This is a genomic window from Klebsiella electrica (genome assembly GCF_006711645.1).
GTDB classification, from domain to species: Bacteria; Pseudomonadota; Gammaproteobacteria; order Enterobacterales; family Enterobacteriaceae; genus Klebsiella; species Klebsiella electrica.
Genome location: NZ_CP041247.1, coordinates 1,817,679 through 1,837,022, shown reverse-complemented (window position 1 = coordinate 1,837,022; position 19,344 = coordinate 1,817,679). Strand labels below are relative to the sequence as shown.

General features: G+C 46.8%; 17 protein-coding genes and 1 pseudogene. 11 read left to right on the top strand and 7 right to left on the bottom strand.

The features are described 5' to 3' along the window. Positions 1-13 precede the first annotated feature (13 nt). Together Electrica_RS08710 and Electrica_RS08705 are read right to left on the bottom strand one after the other, a co-directional pair. Positions 14-1,168, bottom strand: coding sequence for an iron-containing alcohol dehydrogenase (locus tag Electrica_RS08710; RefSeq protein WP_208764246.1), 1,155 nt, complete (start codon positions 1,166-1,168; stop codon positions 14-16). Positions 1,169-1,264: 96 nt separating this feature from the next. Beyond that, a complete protein-coding gene (locus Electrica_RS08705; protein ID WP_208764240.1) occupies positions 1,265-2,635 on the bottom strand; it encodes an acetaldehyde dehydrogenase (acetylating) in 1,371 nt (456 codons plus the stop codon). Positions 2,636-3,170: 535 nt separating this feature from the next. Between Electrica_RS08705 and Electrica_RS28650 the strand changes: the two genes are divergently transcribed. Together Electrica_RS28650 and Electrica_RS28645 are read left to right on the top strand one after the other, a co-directional pair. Beyond that, positions 3,171-3,308, top strand: a complete 138-nt coding sequence (locus Electrica_RS28650) for a hypothetical protein (RefSeq protein ID WP_208764239.1) — start codon at positions 3,171-3,173, stop codon at positions 3,306-3,308. A gap of 26 nt (positions 3,309-3,334) precedes the next feature. Beyond that, entirely contained in the window at positions 3,335-3,475 is a 141-nt protein-coding gene (locus Electrica_RS28645) for a RidA family protein (protein WP_255411158.1), read from the top strand. Positions 3,476-3,659: 184 nt separating this feature from the next. Here the strand turns inward: Electrica_RS28645 and Electrica_RS08695 are convergent, their stop codons facing one another. The 4 genes from Electrica_RS08695 to licT form a co-directional block, all read right to left on the bottom strand. Beyond that, the gene (locus Electrica_RS08695) at positions 3,660-5,252 is read right to left on the bottom strand and encodes a carbohydrate porin (RefSeq protein ID WP_141964291.1); all 1,593 of its coding nucleotides are present in this window, start codon (positions 5,250-5,252) and stop codon (positions 3,660-3,662) included. Between the two features lie 196 nt (positions 5,253-5,448). Beyond that, complete coding sequence (locus Electrica_RS08690) at positions 5,449-7,338, bottom strand: beta-glucoside-specific PTS transporter subunit IIABC (protein WP_141964290.1); 1,890 nt, start codon at positions 7,336-7,338, stop codon at positions 5,449-5,451. Positions 7,339-7,904: 566 nt separating this feature from the next. Continuing rightward, positions 7,905-9,302, bottom strand: coding sequence for a glycoside hydrolase family 1 protein (locus tag Electrica_RS08685; RefSeq protein ID WP_141964289.1), 1,398 nt, complete (start codon positions 9,300-9,302; stop codon positions 7,905-7,907). A 27-nt stretch (positions 9,303-9,329) separates the two neighbouring features. Then, the gene (gene licT / locus Electrica_RS08680) at positions 9,330-10,160 is read right to left on the bottom strand and encodes a BglG family transcription antiterminator LicT (protein WP_142255861.1); all 831 of its coding nucleotides are present in this window, start codon (positions 10,158-10,160) and stop codon (positions 9,330-9,332) included. A 474-nt stretch (positions 10,161-10,634) separates the two neighbouring features. On the opposite strand from licT, the gene Electrica_RS08675 reads away from it, so the two are divergent. Continuing rightward, a complete protein-coding gene (locus Electrica_RS08675; RefSeq protein ID WP_131048050.1) occupies positions 10,635-10,826 on the top strand; it encodes a hypothetical protein in 192 nt (63 codons plus the stop codon). 33 nt (positions 10,827-10,859) lie between these two features. On the opposite strand, the pseudogene Electrica_RS08670 reads toward Electrica_RS08675, so the two are convergent. Further along, positions 10,860-11,187, bottom strand: a pseudogene (locus Electrica_RS08670) (transposase); the annotation flags it as partial. Between the two features lie 13 nt (positions 11,188-11,200). Between Electrica_RS08670 and Electrica_RS08665 the strand changes: the two are divergent. The 8 genes from Electrica_RS08665 (at position 11,201) to Electrica_RS08635 (ending at position 19,289) form a co-directional block, all read left to right on the top strand. Continuing rightward, complete coding sequence (locus Electrica_RS08665) at positions 11,201-11,455, top strand: PhnD/SsuA/transferrin family substrate-binding protein (RefSeq protein WP_407081253.1); 255 nt, start codon at positions 11,201-11,203, stop codon at positions 11,453-11,455. Positions 11,456-11,805: 350 nt separating this feature from the next. After that, positions 11,806-12,999, top strand: coding sequence for a carbohydrate porin (locus Electrica_RS08660; protein ID WP_407081252.1), 1,194 nt, complete (start codon positions 11,806-11,808; stop codon positions 12,997-12,999). A gap of 200 nt (positions 13,000-13,199) precedes the next feature. Further along, the gene (locus tag Electrica_RS08655; protein ID WP_141964287.1) at positions 13,200-14,882 is read left to right on the top strand and encodes a PTS transporter subunit EIIC; all 1,683 of its coding nucleotides are present in this window, start codon (positions 13,200-13,202) and stop codon (positions 14,880-14,882) included. A gap of 9 nt (positions 14,883-14,891) precedes the next feature. After that, positions 14,892-15,926, top strand: a complete 1,035-nt coding sequence (locus tag Electrica_RS08650; protein ID WP_141964286.1) for an oxidoreductase — start codon at positions 14,892-14,894, stop codon at positions 15,924-15,926. A gap of 1 nt (position 15,927) precedes the next feature. Continuing rightward, positions 15,928-16,779 carry a DUF7916 family protein gene (locus tag Electrica_RS08645; protein ID WP_131048059.1) on the top strand — a complete coding sequence of 284 codons (852 nt, stop codon included), beginning with the start codon at positions 15,928-15,930 and terminating at the stop codon, positions 16,777-16,779. Positions 16,780-16,844: 65 nt separating this feature from the next. Continuing rightward, complete coding sequence (locus Electrica_RS08640) at positions 16,845-17,552, top strand: GntR family transcriptional regulator (RefSeq protein WP_131048060.1); 708 nt, start codon at positions 16,845-16,847, stop codon at positions 17,550-17,552. Between the two features lie 287 nt (positions 17,553-17,839). Continuing rightward, positions 17,840-17,986, top strand: a complete 147-nt coding sequence (locus Electrica_RS28400) for a beta-xylosidase family glycoside hydrolase (protein WP_165457131.1) — start codon at positions 17,840-17,842, stop codon at positions 17,984-17,986. 370 nt (positions 17,987-18,356) lie between these two features. Beyond that, the gene (locus tag Electrica_RS08635) at positions 18,357-19,289 is read left to right on the top strand and encodes a nucleoside recognition domain-containing protein (RefSeq protein WP_141964285.1); all 933 of its coding nucleotides are present in this window, start codon (positions 18,357-18,359) and stop codon (positions 19,287-19,289) included. Positions 19,290-19,344 lie beyond the last annotated feature (55 nt).

Here is a 19,344-nt window from a genome sequence, read left to right as displayed (position 1 = left end):
ACGATGAATATTTTCACATAGCGGCAGACAATATTTCTTTAATTTGCTGTTTTGTTGCTACTCTGGGGTTAGTTAAGCTGCAGGAATCCGCAAGTGTATTCTCGGCGAGGATATCGAAATCCTTCTCTTTAACACCTAATTCTGCTAACCCTCCCGGAATACCAATATCAGAAGAGAGTTGTTTAATTGCCGCCAAGGTTATGTCGACATTACGCGCGTGATCTACGGATAGTTTAAGTCCCATCGCGTTAGCGATATCCATTAAACGCTGCGCGACCGCGGGAAGCCCGGCATTAAACCGCTGAACATGTGGCAGCAAAATAGCATTACATACGCCATGCGGCAGATTGTAAAAGCCCCCAAGCTGGTGAGCAATCGCGTGCACATAGCCAAGGGATGCGGAGTTAAACGCCATTCCAGCCATAAATTGCGCAATGGCCATATTTTCACGTGCTGGTAAATTATCTCCCTGAAAGACCGTCGTACGCAGATTCTGCTGAATAAGATTAATCGCCTTCAGCGCCAGTCCGTCGGTCACGGGAAATGCCGATGTTGACATATAAGCTTCTATAGCATGGGTTAAGGCATCCATACCGGTAGCGGCAGTCAGTGATTTTGGCATATCCAGCATCAGTTCTGGATCATTAACCGACATAAGTGGGGTAACATTCTTGTCGATAATAGCCATTTTGATATGCCGCTGCTCATCGGTAATAATACAGAATCGGGTAATTTCTGATCCCGTACCGGCGGTGGTATTGATTGCGAAAAGAGGCAGTTGTTCTCTTTCTGAACAATTAATACCTTCATAATCTTCTATTTCACCGCCATTAGTAGCAAGCAACGCAATCGCTTTTGCACAATCATGGGGTGAACCACCACCAAAAGAGACAACCGCGTCGCAATGATGCTCCAGTAATACATTAAGCCCCGCTTTGACGTTGCTTGTAGTCGGATTAGGTAAGGCCCCTGGGAAAATGATGGTATCGACATCATGTCGATTAAGTAGCATTTTAAGCCGCCCCATCATCACTGATTCACTCAGAAAAACGTCCGTAACAATAAGACATTTATGAATACCAAAATCGCTAATTTGTTGAACCGCTTTGGCGATACAACCCGCTCCCATCATATTAATGGGAGGCATGAAAAATGTACTCTGCATAATATCCACCCTGATTTCAGGCAACATAAAGTTAAGCGAAAGCCGCTATTGCCATTTTAAATGGCAGCAATATCCATGATGTTTAGTAGAATTGGATAATTATAATAACATTAATTTTTCTGCATCATAGGCGACTCTTTTTATATTAATTAAGTGCTCCGGGCCGATATTATCCGATACCGAACTTCCTCCGATGGCACCGCACCCCAGCGTCAGCGCGGGCACCAGTTTTGTCGTCGCGCCGATCGCCCCCAGCGCACTGGGCGTATTAATCAAACAACGAGATACCGGCACCCGAGCAGCGTACTCGCGGATCACCTGCGCGTTTTGCGCATGAATTGATGCCGTATGACCGCTACCTTCGTTTTCCAGTAGCTCAACGCAACGGTCGATTGCATTCCCGGCATCTTCTTCGACATACAAAGCCAGAACCGGAGCCAGTTTTTCCCGTGAATAAGGATTTTGATGAGAAACGGAAAATTGCTGTGAAACTAATACTCTGACATCTCCCGGGATCTGGATACCCGCCATATCCGCAATATAACCAGCAGTACGACCGACAATTTCCGGATTCATCGAGCCATTGTCACGCAGGAGAATTTTGCTGATTTTTTCTGATTCCTGTTGTGAAAGGAGGTAACCGTCATTAATTTCAATAGCACGTTTCACCTGATCCTCAATAGATTTTTCAATCACAATAGATTGTTCAGAAGCACAAATCACGCCATTATCAAATGTCTTACTTTTAAAGATTTTCTTGATGGCCTCTTCTGTATCGGCTGATTTATCAATAAATGCCGGGCAGTTTCCGGGACCAACACCGATAGCCGGGTTTCCCGAACTATAAGCTGCCTTAACCATCGCTTCGCCGCCCGTGGCAAGGATCATGGCAATATCCTGGTGACGCATCAGTGCCTGCGTACCGTCCAGGGAAAGAAGGGTCATACAACCGATAATCCCTTCCGGGGCCCCCGCTTTGAGGGCTGCCTGATACACCACATTTACAGCTTCAATAATGCTATTTCGGGCAGAGGGATGGGGGGAAAGAACAATCCCGTTAGCCGATTTGATCGCAATAATCGTTTTATAAATTGCCGTTGATGTCGGGTTAGTGGATGGAATTAGAGCTGCCAGCACCCCCATTGGTGTCGCGATTTCAACGGTACTGGTCATCGGGTCTTCTTTCAAAACGCCGACGGTCTTCAGATCTTTGATGTATTGATAAAGCGTAGTGCTAGCGAATCTATTTTTTACCACTTTATCTTCTACATTGCCGAAGCCGGTTTCATAGACGGCCATCTTCGCCAGCCGTTCCGATGCTTCTTCCGCCGCCGCAATCATCCCTGCGACAATAAAGTCAATTTTCTCCTGCGGATACATGTTCAATATTCGTTGAGCCTGTTTGGCTTTTTCGATCAGCGTAATAGCCTCATTTACAGAATCATTATGACAATTCATATCTTTCATCATTGGCTCCCGACAGCATCACTGTCTTTCTGGTTGGCTACACATATCTGCCTGCTTGCTTAGCAGCATAACGACCGGGAGAAATCGCAACTAATCTCCGTTAAAAAAAAATAGCTCTCATTTTAATCCAGCAGAAAAATATCCCTTATGCAGTTCACATTTTTGCTGTTTTTCTGATTTTACCCATTATGAACGCCCCCCCGGCGGACAACGATGTGCCGCCCGTGCCACATGCATCCACAAAGCAGAACATCGGGATACTCGTCATGTTGTGATCCCTGCGCGATCAGATCATCCGGATGATTGCGGGAAAGCGTTCATCACATCATATATTTACATGCAATATCATCGTTTTTAGCATACAAAATTTGCACAATTCATTATATTTCATGATGTTAAATAAGCTACGAAGGGAGATGGAATACCGGAGTGAAGGCGTAGGTAATTTTTTAATACCAATATTTCTTTTTGTTTTTCAGATCACGGATTTTTTTTGATCAATGGAGTGAGGGCTCTATTAACCCAGGAGGTCGATCTCATGACACATTTTAAAAAGTCTTGTCGCCTCATTGCATATGGCGAGAAAAGCCAGGCCTGGTATAAAAATCAAGCCTGTCAATCACTGAAAGATATTGAGGAAATTCTAAAAAAAGTCATGCATCGCTGGATACTGTAATTAAAACTACCTGTTTTCTTACCGATATGTCCCACTTTCCACAGTTAAATGAGGTCTATAAAAAATTTTTTAATGGTAAAAACCCACCCGCGAGATCCTGCATAGCCGTCGCTGGCCTGCCAAAAGAGGCTTTAGTGGAAATAGAGATAATAGCCTATATACCGTAAAGGCGATAAATTTTACCTTAGCGATATTCTGGTGCAATATTTTATAAACACTAAAAATATCCACCCTGCCTGATGTATAATGGGGATAGTTATCTTTCTGCGTTGATGGCGTCACTATCCATCAACGCAGCTTATTAATGGCAGACAGTGCCAGGAGAATAACTCCCAGTCTCTGCTGTACAAGTCAGAAAAGCACCTCGACCTGCGCACCAAAACTTATCTGATAATTTTTATCGTCATTAAATCTCTGATGATCAATCTCGTTTTCCAGCGCTTTCAGATAAGTACTATAGAGACGTAACTCGGGGCGGGAGTTGAGGATACTGGTATCCACTTTATATACCTGTGCCAATGTCACCTTATAGCCAGACTCATTCAACGAGGTGTTATTGGTGCGATTTTCCTGTGTAAACCAGCCTAGTTCCAGGGCGGTCTGCATGTTTTTGTTCCAGATCCATGACGGGCGAATTACCGCGCGTGCAGTTTTAAAATCAGTATGCGCGCCGGTATAGGGTGAATACAGATCGTAACCACGGCCATATACCAATGCATGTGCCATGATGATTTTCTCTCCTAAATAAACCTCTCCTTGATCCACCAGTCGCCACCCGATTCCACCACGGTGAATACCATAGTAAGAACTATTAAAATCAAAATCAGGATTGGCGCTGGAGATATTCATAAACTGGCTAGCCAGAGAGTTGTTGGCTATCTGCAATGTTAACTCATTTGCCCCTTCCAGTACCGGGGTACGCAAAATCGCCTGCCCGAGCCAGGAGGATTTCACCTGATAATAGTCATTATCCGCCTGTGCTTTTTTCTGTTCATTCGTCTGGTTGGCGAATGCATATTTCGCTCCCAGTTCCAGAGTTGAATGATCGGTTACTGGCAGGTTTTTATAACGAACTTCTGCAATATTAATGTTCACCTGTGTCGTATCGTTGCATGCGGAAGAGCCTGACGCGCAAACCGTACTGTAGTTATCTACATCATTACGCGTCAGCGCCATGCTGAGTGCGCCAACCGGTAGCTTCCAGTTTTCTATCCCTACGCCAGCACCTGATGAAGTCCGGTTGCTTTTCCAGTCCAGAAGCTGAATTTCATACTGAGGCAGCGTATGTTTGCCTACCCATACTGAGGCTTCAGGAGCAAACGGCAGCAGCCCGTTCCCCTCCACGTAGAGCTTACTGAGTTTGCCCATTCCACCGCCCGACATTCCTTTCTCAAATGACTCATTGCTCTGCGTGAGCCCCAGATCACCTTCGAATTGCACGTTTGCCCAGACGGATTTATCCCCGTCACGCCATGCCCGTTTTTTTAACGCCAGGTTATACCAGCCATCATATTCGTTACCAAAACGCCCCAGCGACCCCACGCCCCATGATTTAGGCCCGCCGTTGGTGGTGGTCGCCCAACCGGAACGGAAATAACCGGAATATTTAAAGCCGCTGTCATCCTGTACGTACTGGCTGATCCTTTTCAACGTCCCGGGAGACAATTCCGGTTCTGCAGTTGGCGCTATAGCCGCAGTCTGCGTCGTCGCAACCGATCGAGTCGCAGTAGATATTGTGGATGCGGCAACAGCATGCTGCTGCGCTTTCTCTCTTTCTTCGTACATTTGTAGTTTCTGCTGTGTTGCGCGCAGCTGCGCTTCCATCACCTCCATACGCTGCTCGATAGTTAATTTTGGCGTCTTCGCCTGCCCGCCGGCTGCGTAACACGTCAATAATGCTACCGTAATTATGGTTTTTTTATAGATCTGGTTCTTAACCTTCATTATTTCCCCTCGATATTGAATCCCCTTAAAACAAAAAAGACCCGCAACTGGCGGATAATAATCCGTCAGTTGCAGGTCTCGCCTGAATTAAATCAGTTACGTCCTGTGGGGTAGATCAGTTACGCATTAATATAGTTAAAACAGGCCATGATAATAATCATGGCCATCGATCTCTATTATTCCGCAATCAGCAAATTTACCGCGACAGCGACATCACTGCATCTCCAGATAGTATGTGAGTCCTGTCGCTGATTTGTAACCCATCCCAGGTTTCACTATTGGTAATGATAACCGGCGTTACGATGTCATAGCCAGCCTGTTTTATCTCATCTAGATCGAATATCAACAGGAGCTGGCCCTTTTTCACTTCATCGCCCTCTTTTACCTGCATATCGAAATATTGCCCATCAAGCTGAACGGTATTAATCCCGACATGAATTAATATTTCCGCCCCCGCCGTTGAACGAATGCCAATGGCATGACCGCTGGCGAAAGTGCTGGCAATGACCCCATCCACCGGGGCATAAATTCGCCCTTCGTCCGGAAGAATGGCCAGGCCGGGTCCAACAATCCCTGCTGAAAAAACCTTATCGTCGACCTCTGCTAGCGGGACAAGGGTGCCTGCAACCGGGGCAGTAATCTGCTCGGCAACAGCCGAAACCGCTTTTGCAGCCGGGGTTTTGCGTGACATGGCGCGATTTTCACCTGGCACACTTTCTGCAACGACTGGCGGTGCGACGGGATCATCGAACCCTACCACTAATGTCAGCGCCAGACTGCCAATAAAGGCGATGCTACAGCCGATAATGAAGCCAACAAAACCTTCACCATAGAAAATTGGCAGAGTCAGCAACCCCGGCATGCCCAGTGAAATAGCCGAGCTTTTGGCATAACCCACCACTGCGCCACCCAATGCTGCAGCAATCACCGCGCAGATAAAGGGTTTTTTAAGCTTCAACGTCACACCGTAAACCCCCGGTTCGGTAATGCCGAACAATGAAGCAATAAATGTACTCCCCGCCAGAGCTTTCAGTTTTTTGTCTCTGGTACGCAGCATGACTGCAAGTAATGCCCCGGCTTGCGCAAAAACAGACGGGCTGGAAGCGGCTTTAAGAAAGCTGTGTCCCATCACGGAAATATCGTTGATAAAGACTGTCACAAAACCCCAGTGCACACCGAAGATCACCAGTACCTGCCACGCTGCGGCCATCAGCGCACTGGCAATAATCGGGTTAAAGCTATAAATCGACACAAAGAGAGAGGCGACAAATTGGCTGATTGAAATGCCAATGGGCCCGATAGTCATTAGTGTCAGAGGGACCATCAACGTCAGCAAGAAGAACGGTGTCAGAATATTGCGCACACTTTCATGAATATACCGGTTCAAAAAACGCTCGATTATCGACATCAGCCAGATGCTGAAGATTACCGGGATCACCGTACCGGTATATTTCATCATAACGACCGGCAGGCCAAAGAACGTCACCGGCTGACCTGCATCGAATAACCCCTGAACACTGGGGTAGATGAGTGCCCCTGCGATAGAAACGGCTACAAATATATTGGTTTCAAACTTTCGCGCCGACGTTATTGCCAGCAACATCGGCAGGAAATAAAACATACTGTCAGATGCTGCATGCAAAATAATATAAGTACTCTCTTTATTACCCAGCCATCCTGCGGCAAGTACAATAGCCAGAGCCCCCTTCAGCACCCCCGCAGCCGCCATCGCACCTAATAGCGGCGTGAAGATCCCTGCAACTAAGTCAATTAACCGCCCCAGTACTGAGACTTTATTTTTCTCCTCATGCTGAACCGGTTGTTTTTTACCGTCATCCAGTAGGCTTGATATCTCGCCAAACGCGCGAAAAACTTCCGGAACGCGGTTGCCAATCACCACCTGTAACTGACCAGACCCATTAACCACAGCGATGACGCCGTCCAGCATTTCGAGTTCTGCCAGATTCACTTTGCTGTTATCGACAATTTTGAAACGCAGGCGCGTCGCGCAATGCACGAGCGTTGCAACATTACTCTCTCCACCCACCCGTTGCAGAATATCCTCTGCCAGTACTTTGCTATTCATAATGAGACATCCCGTTTCACAAACGACAGTAATAATCAGGCCACCCTTTGTATTGCCCATCTCTGCTGGCCAGCAGGAAAAAAAGCAAAAAAAAACCTGGATAAAGTAGTGTGGAAACACACTACTTTATCCAGGTCTCGCCCAGAAATTATCTGGTTACGTCCTTAGCTGATAACTACTTTTAACAAGTTCTGTTGAAAATTACCACTGCAACTGACTAATTTGTGAAACTTATCACTAAATTTTATCGCCGAGAAAATCAGAAAGCAGAACAGAGATAAATCAGGCCCTGTTGATTAATATCAGGTATGTCGATTCGGAACATTATTATTCCAACCCAGCTCTGTCTCCCCGTTTTTGACGTCTCTTATCAGCCCAGGAGATACTTTTTATTACTGATAGCTAAAACTTCCGACATGATTAAGCAGGCCACAGGTATTCCTCCTTCCCGGAAGGAGAACATAAAAAGGAACAAAAAAGCCGCAGGAAACGGTATAGATGATGTTGGGGTTGTCAAATCTATACCGCGATAAAAAACGGTTTGTTCCTCTTGCTGCGACTGGATATTAATCAGCCAGATTTGCGCCATTAGTGTGGATCACATCACGATACCAAAAGAAACTCTTCTTCCGTCGGCGTTCCAGTGTTCCGTTCCCGTCATCGTCACGATCGACATAGATAAAACCATAACGTTTCGACATCTGCGCAGTCCCGGCGCTGACCAGGTCAATTGGCCCCCAACTGGTATAACCCAGCAACTCCACGCCATCTTCTATCGCCTCTCTGGCCTGCACAAGGTGAGCCTTCAAATACTGAATGCGGTAATCATCCTCAATTGAGCCGTCTGCAGTGGGTATATCTTTTGCCCCTAGCCCATTCTCCACGATAAACAATGGCTTCTGAAAACGATCGTGCAATTCATTAAGCAGGAAGCGCAGCCCCTGTGGATCGATTTGCCATCCCCATTCGGAACTCTCAAGATATGGGTTAGGGATCATCCGGGTAATATTCGTACGAGGGCTCTGATATAATTCCGGCTGCGCGGCAGCGCATCCACTCATATAATAACTGAAAGAGATAAAATCGACCGTTTCTTTAAGATCCTGCAAATCCTGTGCTGTCATGGTCAACTCAATATTATTATCGCGAAAAAATCGCTTAATCCAGGCTGGATACGCGCCACGGGCCTGTACATCACCAAAGAAAAGCCAGTCGCGATTAACACGTTGTGACTTCAGTACATCATCCGGTTTGCAGGTAACAGGATAACGTATTGCCCCCAACAACATACTGCCGATTCTGGCATCCGGGATGATCTCATGGCAGGCTTTAACTGCGCGCGCACTGGCGACCAGTTGATGATGGATAGCCTGATAAATTTCCTGGTGACTTCGTTCTCCTGTCAGCCCGACGCCAGTAAATGGCGCATGCAATGCCATATTAATTTCATTAAAAGTGAGCCAGTATTTCACTTTTTCCCGATAGCGGGTGAAGACTGTACGCGCATAACGCTCGAACAACTCAATCACTGCCCGACTGCCCCAGCCATCGTAGTGTTTGACCAACCCGTAAGGCATTTCGTAGTGGGAAAGCGTGATCAGCGGTTGGATCCCATAATGCGCCATTTCATCAAACAGACGATCATAAAAAGCCAGCCCTTCTTCATTTGGCTCGCCATCGTCACCATTCGGATAAATACGCGCCCAGGCAATTGAGGTGCGTAAAACTTTGAAGCCCATTTCGGCAAACAACTTAATATCTTCAGGATATCGGTGATAAAAATCGATTGCGACATCCTTGATACAGTCGTTGGTGCCATCGCGTTCAACGACATTGCCATGTATCCCCTGTGGTTGCAGGTCTGAAGTCGAAATACCTTTTCCGCCTTCATTCCATGCACCTTCAATCTGGTTTGCGGCCATCGCGCCGCCCCACAGAAAACCTTCCGGAAATCTCATTTGCATTACTGCTTTCTCCTTATATTGCTGCTGTTAACCACCGCTCAGACGATTAATATGGATAGTCAAAAACATCACTTCATCGGTGGTGAGCTGGCATTGATAATTCCTTTCCACATAGCCATGAATTTTCATCGCGCAAGCATAGGCAGCGGGCATCATATCGGTAATCCCCTTATAAATACTTTCATCACCATGTTCGATGGTATTACGGTTCATCAGACGCAGTGCGAAGAATTTAAGATGGGTAATAAAGCGCTGATAATCCAGAGATTCTTCGTCATAGGTCAGGTTCAAATCGTATTTCAGGATCGTCAGTACATCCTTAATGATGGTGGCACTTTGCATCGTGCTTTGCATATCACTGCTATTTCTGGCATTCGCCAGATGCAGGGCAATAAATCCAGCTTCATCTTCCGGAAGTCTGATATTTAGCCTGCTCTCAATAAGTTGTAATGCCTCAAGTCCAACAGAATACTCCTGGGCATAAAAACGTTTAATATCCCACAGGAGAAAATTCTTTATCGCCAGCCCACTATTTTGCCGCTGAATGGCAAAATTGATGTGATCGCTTAATGAGAGAAACAAAGTATCCTGCACAGTAATAACCAGTCGCTGTTGCGCCAGGTTAATGATCTGCTGCGTGACGGCCAGATACGCTGGCGGAATTTCCGACAATAATTGCGAAAGAACATCAGCCAGACCTTCTGATTTTTTGATAAACTGACTCTCAATCTGGCTATTGTCGATCACATCTCCCGCTTTTTTGCCAAAACCAATACCCCGCCCAATTGCCACAATCTCTTCTTGCTTAGAGTTGGAGAGCAGGACAGCGTTGTTGCTGAGTATTTTTTCTACTTTCATTTCAGCCATCTCACTGTTTAATTCTGGGACCCTTTCTGACGAAGGCATACCAATAAAAGCAAAAAAAAACCTGGTTCCATTGTTGCCGGATAAAGCAACAATGGAACCAGGTTTCGCTCAGGTCATTCTGATTACGTCCTGAGCATCCTTATAACGAATCACTGCATACAGCTCAAGTGCTTGTAGTGGAAAGTGTGACGATAATCATGGTTGGTTTGGCTACCGATGAAAAGCCGCGGTACATCGAAGGCAGGGAGAGGTGCTAGTCCCATCAGGCGGCGCAAGTAAAAAGTACAGGTGGGATCGCTTTCCTCATGTAGCGGACAGGGAGCATCGCTCTCCTTAGATGACAAGCCCATAGCCCTCTTGCAGAGAGTACAGGAACATACCAGGAGAGATTGTTGTCATTTGTATGTCATGAAAATGACATTTAATGAGTGTTGTAAGAGACATCGCCATGACAAGGGTTAGATTATGACAGTGATAAAAGCTGTGAATATTGAACAAACGTATGAACTACTCAACTCTAATCAGCACGAAGAAATAGAGCTTGATTTTGATATAGATACTGATGACTTTTTTAATATCGCAATCACCTATGGCGACAGAGGCGCAAAAATCAAAAGGAAAAAAGGCCGGTTTGTTATTAAACTCAAAAAAAAGTAACCCTGTAAATAATTCTGTGTAACTGCCACCACGTCAAAGGTGATCGCTCAGGCGGTCACCGAACTCGATAATAAAGCGGCTTATCGCCAGTTCTGGATCGGCATACTCCATTTTTTCGATGCAACCTTGATTGCCAGGTAAATAACTTTTCGTACCGAGTCATCCGTCGGGAACACCTTGCGCTTCTTGATAGCTACGCGGATCACGCTGTTCAGGAATTCGATGGCATTCGTGGTGTAGATGGTATTGCGGATATCCGGCGGATAGCCGAAGAACGTATTGAGGTTTTCCCAGTGCGGACACCAGCTTTTACTGATTGTGGGTATTTATCGTCCCAGGCATCCGCGAACGCATCCAGCGCCGTTTCAGCGGTCATAACACGCCATGTTCGCATACTGACTTACAGCGATCCTGCCCCGATGCCTCTGCTGGTGGCAAGTGAGAGCGTGGAAGTGGAAGCCATTAGCGCTTTACGCAATGCGTTTCTGTCTTTGAATATGCCGCAGGATGCCGTATTTTTACAGGTACTGGCGCTACAAGGCTTTATTGCTCCGCCTTCCGATGCCTGGAAAATTGTCAATGATCGGGCACAAATCTCATTCGCGCGAGGCTATGGAACGTTGCAATAAAAATAAAATCTCTCCCGAAAGTCATCGCGATTAAAACAGAAACAGCTAATCAAGATTACTGGGTAAATCAGGTAACCGACAAAACTTTCGCTTCATTCATGCTTGTTCAACTGTCCCATGTCATCCTCCCGGTAAGGCCATCTATCACGACACTCAGGTTCAATGCCTCCGACACATCCTGATGTTTCCTTCGCGGTACCATCCACTCCTCGCGCTCACCCGGTTTTCGTCACGACTCGACCTTTATTCAAAAATTGTTATCTTATACATTATTTTTTAAAACTATATAGTTTTAAAATGCATCGCCACACAACAAGGATAAAGATGAACAACACACAATGATGGAATGAATCATGAAAAAAACAATACTGACAATTACATTAGCACTTGCTTCGTTCAATAGCTCAGCAGATATAAATTTCGATACCTCTTCCGGAAAACTTAAGCTGTACGGGGACGTCGAGTTCAATACCGATGCAGCCAGCAGCTCGAAGCAACTGACCTCCACACGCACCAGCCCAAATAAAGACTGGAGCGCAAGTGATAACGACCGCTGGAGCATTAATGGCCGTATATTACTGGGCCTGGACGGCTATCGGGAACTATCCAGCGGTAATTTCGCAGGTTTTACCGCTCAACCGTTGGCAGACATGAGTGGCCATATGAATCTGGATGATGCGGCCTTTTACTTCGGGCAGAAAGAGGGGGACAAAGATAGCTGGCGTGCCACTATAGGGCGCTTCGAAGCTTATGATATGTTCCCGCTCAACCAGGATACCTTTGTGGAATATTCAGGTAATACGGCTAATGACCTGTATGCCGATGGGTTTGGATATATCTACATGATGAAAGAAGGCCGCGGGCGTAGCAACAGTGGCGGTAACTTCATGTTAAGTAAATCCATTGATGAATGGTACTTTGAACTGAATAGTCTGGTGGAGGATGGCAGCGACCTGTTCGCTGGCGGCTCTTATCATGGAAATACCCTGACCAGAAAGAAAAACACGATCTACCTTCGGCCCGTTATCGCCTGGCGTGGAGACAATTTCACTACCGCCGTTGCAGCAGAAAGCAATGTCATTAACAATGCCTATGGTTACCATGATGCCAGTGGAGAATGGCAGGATCAGTCCAGACGCAACGGTTTTGGCTGGACGTCAACCCTGAAAGTTGATAACGATATTACCACTAACATAAATCTCGCGTTTATGGATGCTGAGGATGAAAAAGATTTCACCGCAGGTGCGAATATTTTGTGGGATAAATTTGAAATAGGTTATATCTGGGCCAGGAATAAAATCGCCTCATTTAGTCCTACCCTGCATGTAAATAATGATGATTTTATCGATCGGGATGGAAAGTACCAGATTCACACTATCCACACCTCATATCGTTTCGCCCACGTATTAGATATGGATAACTTTGATATTTTTCTGGGAGCGTACTGGTCACAAATAAAACGTAATTCAGACAACCTCTATTCTGGTGAAGATAATTCTGACGACCGTTACGGTGTACGTGCACGTTTTAAATACTATTTTTAAACTTACTGTCATCCATTCACATTTTGCCGTAGTGAATGGGTTACAGGGGCCATGATGAAACATCAATCTCTGAAAGCGGCATAGGTGTTGAGAACGAAGAAATCCGAATGGCCGATGGCCTGGTAAATAACGACTATCGTATCAGTTTTATGCGTCAGCAGCTGGTGGCAGCCCACCAGCAGAAGAATTAAAGGAGCCTTATGAATATCTCATTAGACAATATTGCCAGTTTTTCACAAAAACTGGCGGGACAGGTTCATCTGAGAAGCCTGCGGGATAGTTTTATCATCGCGATCCCCTTTCTGGTCCTGGCTGGTCTGGTCATTATGGTTAACTATGTTTTTCTTGATCCCAACGGATTCATGAGAAATATTATTTCTGCCGAAACCATGACCTATTATCGCGGGATCGGAGAGCGGGCATTAAACGGCACCATGAATATATTGTCCGTTATGCTCGCGGTACTGGTAGCTTATTCTCTGGCCAGTAAACGCAAAGCCGAAAGTCCAATTATTGCCGCAGTGGTCTCGCTTGCCTGCTTCTATGTGATAATGCCAATCACGGTACAAGTCACACCACCAGATAGCGATGCCATAATGGTAAGCGGCGTCGTACCCTATGCGCTGACCAATGCAGGAGGGGTATTTCTCGCCATTATTTGTGCCTTCTTATCCACCACTTTGTTTCTGAAGATATCAGCCAGTTCGACGCTGAAAATCTCTCTGGGCGAAGAAGTACCGCCTATGGTGCAGCAATCATTTAATGCTCTGTTCGCCATTATGATCACCGTGGCGCTGTTTGCCTGCGGTACGTTCGCTATCACCGGTTGGTTCGATACCGAACTGTTTGCGCTGATTCAGACCGTGGTGCAAAAACCCCTGGTGCATCTCACTACCAGTCTGCCGGGCTTCATTACGTTAACCACCCTAACCAATCTGCTGTTTTCGCTCGGCATTCATCCTTCCGGGATTATTAACCCAGTTCTGGAACCCCCCTTATTGGTTGCCATGCAGGAAAACATGGCGGCATTCGCCGCCGGACATATACCGCCGCATATCATTGTCCTGCCATTTCGTGACCTGTACGGTCATATGGGCGGTACAGGCTCTACGTTAGCTTTGTTGCTGGCCATCATGCTCCGCAGTCGCATGAGCAGCCATAAAAAATTCGCCCGGACGGTGATTGCGCCAGGCGTCTTTAATATCAACGAGCCGGTCATTTTCGGTCTACCGGTGATCCTCAACCCGCTTTTGATGATCCCTTTTATCATCTACCCACAAATCAACTTTATCATCGCCTACTTCGCCACCTCATGGGGCTGGGTATCACACATTGTTGCCTACGTCCCCTGGTCCGTACCGCCCTTCCTCTCCGGATGGTTGGGCTCTGGTGGTGACCTACGTAACGTTGTGTTGCAGGGGATACTGATCATTATTGGTGTCGCCGTTTACCTGCCGTTTCTGCACGCCTACGAACGCGCAATCATGAGCAAAAACACCCGAAAAATCATTGAGGATATCGAACAAACGCCCTCAGACACGACAGAGATAAATAACACCTCGGACGGCCATGTGCTGGACGGCAAAACTATCATCCTGATGTGTAACGAAGGTATGTCCACCTCAATGGTGGCTAAAAAAATGCGCCTGTATGCTCAAAGTATCAATTGCACGGCCAATATCAGCGCAACAAACATAGGCAGTCTTGAAGATATTTATCCGCACACGGACCTTATATTCCTCTCACCACAATTGTCTTATATGGAAAGTAAAATACGGGAAACCGTACAGGATCAGTGTCGAGTTGCGCTGGTCAACCCACAACATTTCTCCCATATGGATGGTCAATCCATTATCGAACATGCCGTAACGTTGTTTAAATAAGGAAGCAGTATGATTAATTGTGCATTTATTGGGTTTGGGAAAAGTGCCACCCGATATCATTTACCCTATGTATTGATCCGCGATAAATTTAACGTCAAAACTATTTTTGATATTACACCAAAGCCGGAGGTAGAGTCACAGTTGCAATACCGCGGCATTCTGTTTACCCGTGATGTGAATGACATATTAAAGGATAAATCGGTTCAGCTTGTGGTTATTTGTACACATCCGGACAGCCATTTTGAATATGCCAGAATATGTATAAGACATGGCAAAAATGTGATGGTCGAAAAACCCTTTACCACCACTCTGGCAGAGGCAAAAGAACTATTATGTCTGGCTAAAGAACATGGGGTAACGGTAACCCCCTTCCAGAATCGCCGCTTTGACTCCTGCTTTCTTACTGTCCGGGAGGTGATTAAAAGTGGCCTGATTGGCGATATTGTGGAAATCGAAAGCCACTTCGACTATTACCGCCCCGAGGCTGAGCCCCAGGAGAATCATCCGTTTAACGGTGCGTTTTATGGCCTGGGTATTCATACCCTTGATCAGATGTTGTCCCTGTTTGGCAGACCTCGTCAGGTGGCTTACGATATCCGCAGTCTGCGTCGGGATGGAAATCCGGATGATATATTTGAAACCCAGTTGTTCTATGGTGATCTGAAGGCGATTATCAAAACCAGCCACATTGTCATGACCCCATATCCAAAATTCATTGTCCATGGTACCCGCGGCTCGTTTATCAAAGGACAAATCGATCGGCAGGAAGCCTGTCTGAAAAACAACATTATGCCGGATGATCCTTTATTCTGCGCAGACAGCGAGCCAGGTATCATTGAGTACATCAACGAAAAAAACGAGATCGTTAAACGAGAAGTCCCGGCAGCTCGCGGAGATTATGGCGGTGTCTATGATGCGCTTTATGAGACCATCGTCAACGGTGCGCCAGGTTACGTGAGTGAGACCGACATTATCACGAACCTCGAAATTCTTGAGCGCGGCTTTGAGCACGCTTCACCATCAATAATCACACTGGATTACTGACATGAAACGTCTACTAAACTGTCGTGCGTCAGATTTTCGGAACCAGCCCACAGCCAGCGGTCTCTTTACGGCCATCCAGGCATCGGAAGGGCGAGTCGTTCTTGCCGAGGTGGCCGCAGAGAGCACCCCACTCTATCCTGATATCACGGGTGCGGAACTGGTCAGCGCATTCGGCGCCGATATGATTTTACTCAAGAGCTATAACACCGATACCCACACCATAGCAGGTATGTCGGAAGGGGGCGGCTGGCAGCGAATAAAAGATCTGACCGGCAGGCTGGTGGGTATTAGCCTTGAAATCGGCGATAAGCAGAATACTGAAAATCCACGTCAGCTTTCGCTCAGGACGCTGGAAAATATTCAACAAGCCGATTTTCTTTGCCTGACAGGGTATGACAAACCAGAACTGAATATGCAGACTATGCTGGAGGCGATAGACCTGGCGCAGGCGCATTTCCCTGGTTTCATCATCGCCGCGAAATTTTATGCCGCTGGTCTGGCTTCAGCAAAAGAGTATGCAGGCTATATTCACGCAGGTGCGCATGCCATCGTCGTTCCGGCACCAGGTACCTGTCAGGGGAGCAGTGAAAGTGTCGTAGCCGATATTATCCACGCGGTTCATCAGGCCGGCGGACTGGCGATAACCACCATCAGTAGTAGCCAGGAAGGAGCGGATGCTGAGACGGTTAAGCTAATTGGTCTGGCAAGCAAGCGCTGCGGCAGTGATATACATAACTTTGGCGATGCCGGTTGTTGCGGGATAGCCGATCCGGAAGCGATTCGGGCACTTTCTGTTGCAATACGTGGTAAAAGACATACTTATGTGAGGATGGCAGCATCCATCTTACGTTAGGATGTTTATCTGCCGTAAACTATAGTATAACAGACCTATGTCTATAGGTCTGTTATGAAAAGTATATGCCTAAGTATATTGATATATATAATGAATTAAAAAAGAGAATTATTTCTGGTTATTATGAACAAAACAGTCAACTGCCTGAAGGACGAAAGCTTGCGCTGGTTTTTGATTGCAGTGAACTCACAATTACCAAGGCGCTTGATATCCTTGTCAAGGAAGGTTTCGTCGTCAGAAAAAGAGGATTAGGCTCTTTTGTAAAACTTCCGTTCAATGCTTCTTTCAATAACCATCTGACAGGGACAAAAGCACGCTGCCTGGGCTCCGGGAAAAATATTGAAACCCGGGTAATTGAATTCTCCGCAATCCCCGCGCCTCCTGAGATTCAGGAAAGGCTACAGCTTAACAGCGATGAAATGGTTTATTCAATTCTGCGTGTAAGAGTGATCAACACGATCCCCTCGATCATTGAAAAAACCTATATGCCGGTAAATATTATCCCCGGACTCAACTATAGTAACGTTGCCGATTCAATCTATGCTTATATTACCGAGGTACTGGGTTATAACGTACACAGTAGCCATATGATGATCACCGCAGCCCTGTCAGATGAACGACAATGCACCCTGCTTGAGTTCCCCTCCCCTGAAGTTGTTATTCACGTTGAACAAACAGCTTATTTAGATAACGGGAAGCTATTCGAATATTCTGTAGCCTCCCATCGCTATAATACATTTCAGTTTGCAACAGAATTTATCAAATACAATTGATCCCTGTTTTTTTCCAAATCAATTCCGGGAGGAAATGGTGGCCTCCTGGTTTTTAAACTCTCATCACTGCTAAAGACTGGTTGCCTGACGGCAAACCGATTTTAGCTTCTGGGTCCAGACATCGCTGAATTTTCTGATTAGCGATCTCCACGGGTTTAGCCAGTCGCCGGTACACAGCAGCGATATTTCTACGGATGAGACTATCTCTTTGCGGATTGATGCCAATGATAATGCCGCCTCTTTTGCTATTCTCCTGATGAAAAGTGTGGTACCCGCCGGGTGGCGATGTGGAATACAGTAAGCTGGCAGACGAACACTTTACAGAACGTGGCGATGAGCGTTTTACCGGCGCATTTGTCGGCATTTGCTGTCAGGCATTCACCGATAAAAACATCCACACGGATTTCGATGACTTTGCCCATAGCACGCTGTAACCCGCCTCTCCGCCCACTCAACCTCATCACCCCTTCGTGGTTCTGACCGCCCCGAGCGACGGTATGGCGGGAACGCTCGCCTGGCGGCCCCTCGCTCTTTTTTACCCGGATCAGGGGCTATCCTCTGATCCGCGCTCAACAAGCCTGTACATTTTTTAGCCCCACCGCCACGGATACACCGCGGTATTCATCGAATAATGCCCTGTGCAAACATAAGTTTTATTTTACTAATAAGATGCGAAATATGATTTTCTTATTTACACCGCAATAATAGCCCCGCGCGGAAGGTGAGATGCCATTAAGCCGTATCATTTCTGTCTGACGAGGATTATGATGATGGTCATTTCGCTATTCGGTGGTTGAGAGTTAAATGGATCTTATCGGCATTATTATGTCGGCGGGAAAATCCTCCGTTGATGTCGCGCTTTATACGCTATTACCCATTATGGTCGTCATGCTGATGATCATGAAATATCTGGAAGTCCGCGGTGTGCTGGACGTTATCGTCCGCTGGGTCGCGCCGCTGCTCAAGCCATTTGGCCTTGGCGGCATGAGCGCATTCGCATTGATTCAGATAAACTTTGTCAGCTTCGCCGCGCCGTTGGCCACGCTGGCCATTATGGATAAGCGCGGCGTCTCAGATAGACAGATGGCCGCCACGCTCGCCATGGTCTTTGCCATGGGCCAGGGCAACGTCTTCTACCCTCTCACCCCTTTCGGCCTGCACTGGATGGCCTCGATTTGCATTTCGATTATCGGCGGTCTGTGCGCGGGTGCGGTCACCTGGCACGTCATCGGACGCCGTCTGTCAGTGATGGAGAATGCCCGGGCGGAAGCGCTGCCCAACGCCGAACAAAACAGCCAGGGCGTGATTGCGGTCATTAACAATGCGGGATCTGATGCCATTCGTCTTGCGCTCGGCGCGGTGCCGATGTTGATCCTGTCATTAACCATCGTCGGGGTGCTACAGGCGGCCGGCATCATCAACATGCTCCAGCAGCTGCTGATGCCGCTACTGCAGTGGCTGCATATTCCAGTCAACTTCGTCCTTCCTGCGCTGGTCAAATGTATCGCAGGCGGTACGGCCTATTTTGGCATGGTCTCTGAACTGGTGCAGCAAGGCAAAGTCACCATCAGCCAGCTCAATGCCTCCGCCGGACTATTCATTCAGACCTTCGATCTGCCCGGCATTGGTATATTCCTCGGCGTGAGCTCGCGATTTGTTCGTCTGTTCCGCTTTGCCGCTCCCGGTGCTATCATCGGTATTCTTATTCGGACCATTATGCACGTGACAATATTCTGAATCTTTGTAAATTAAACGCAGCCTAAACCATTAGGCTATTCTTATTGTCATAAAA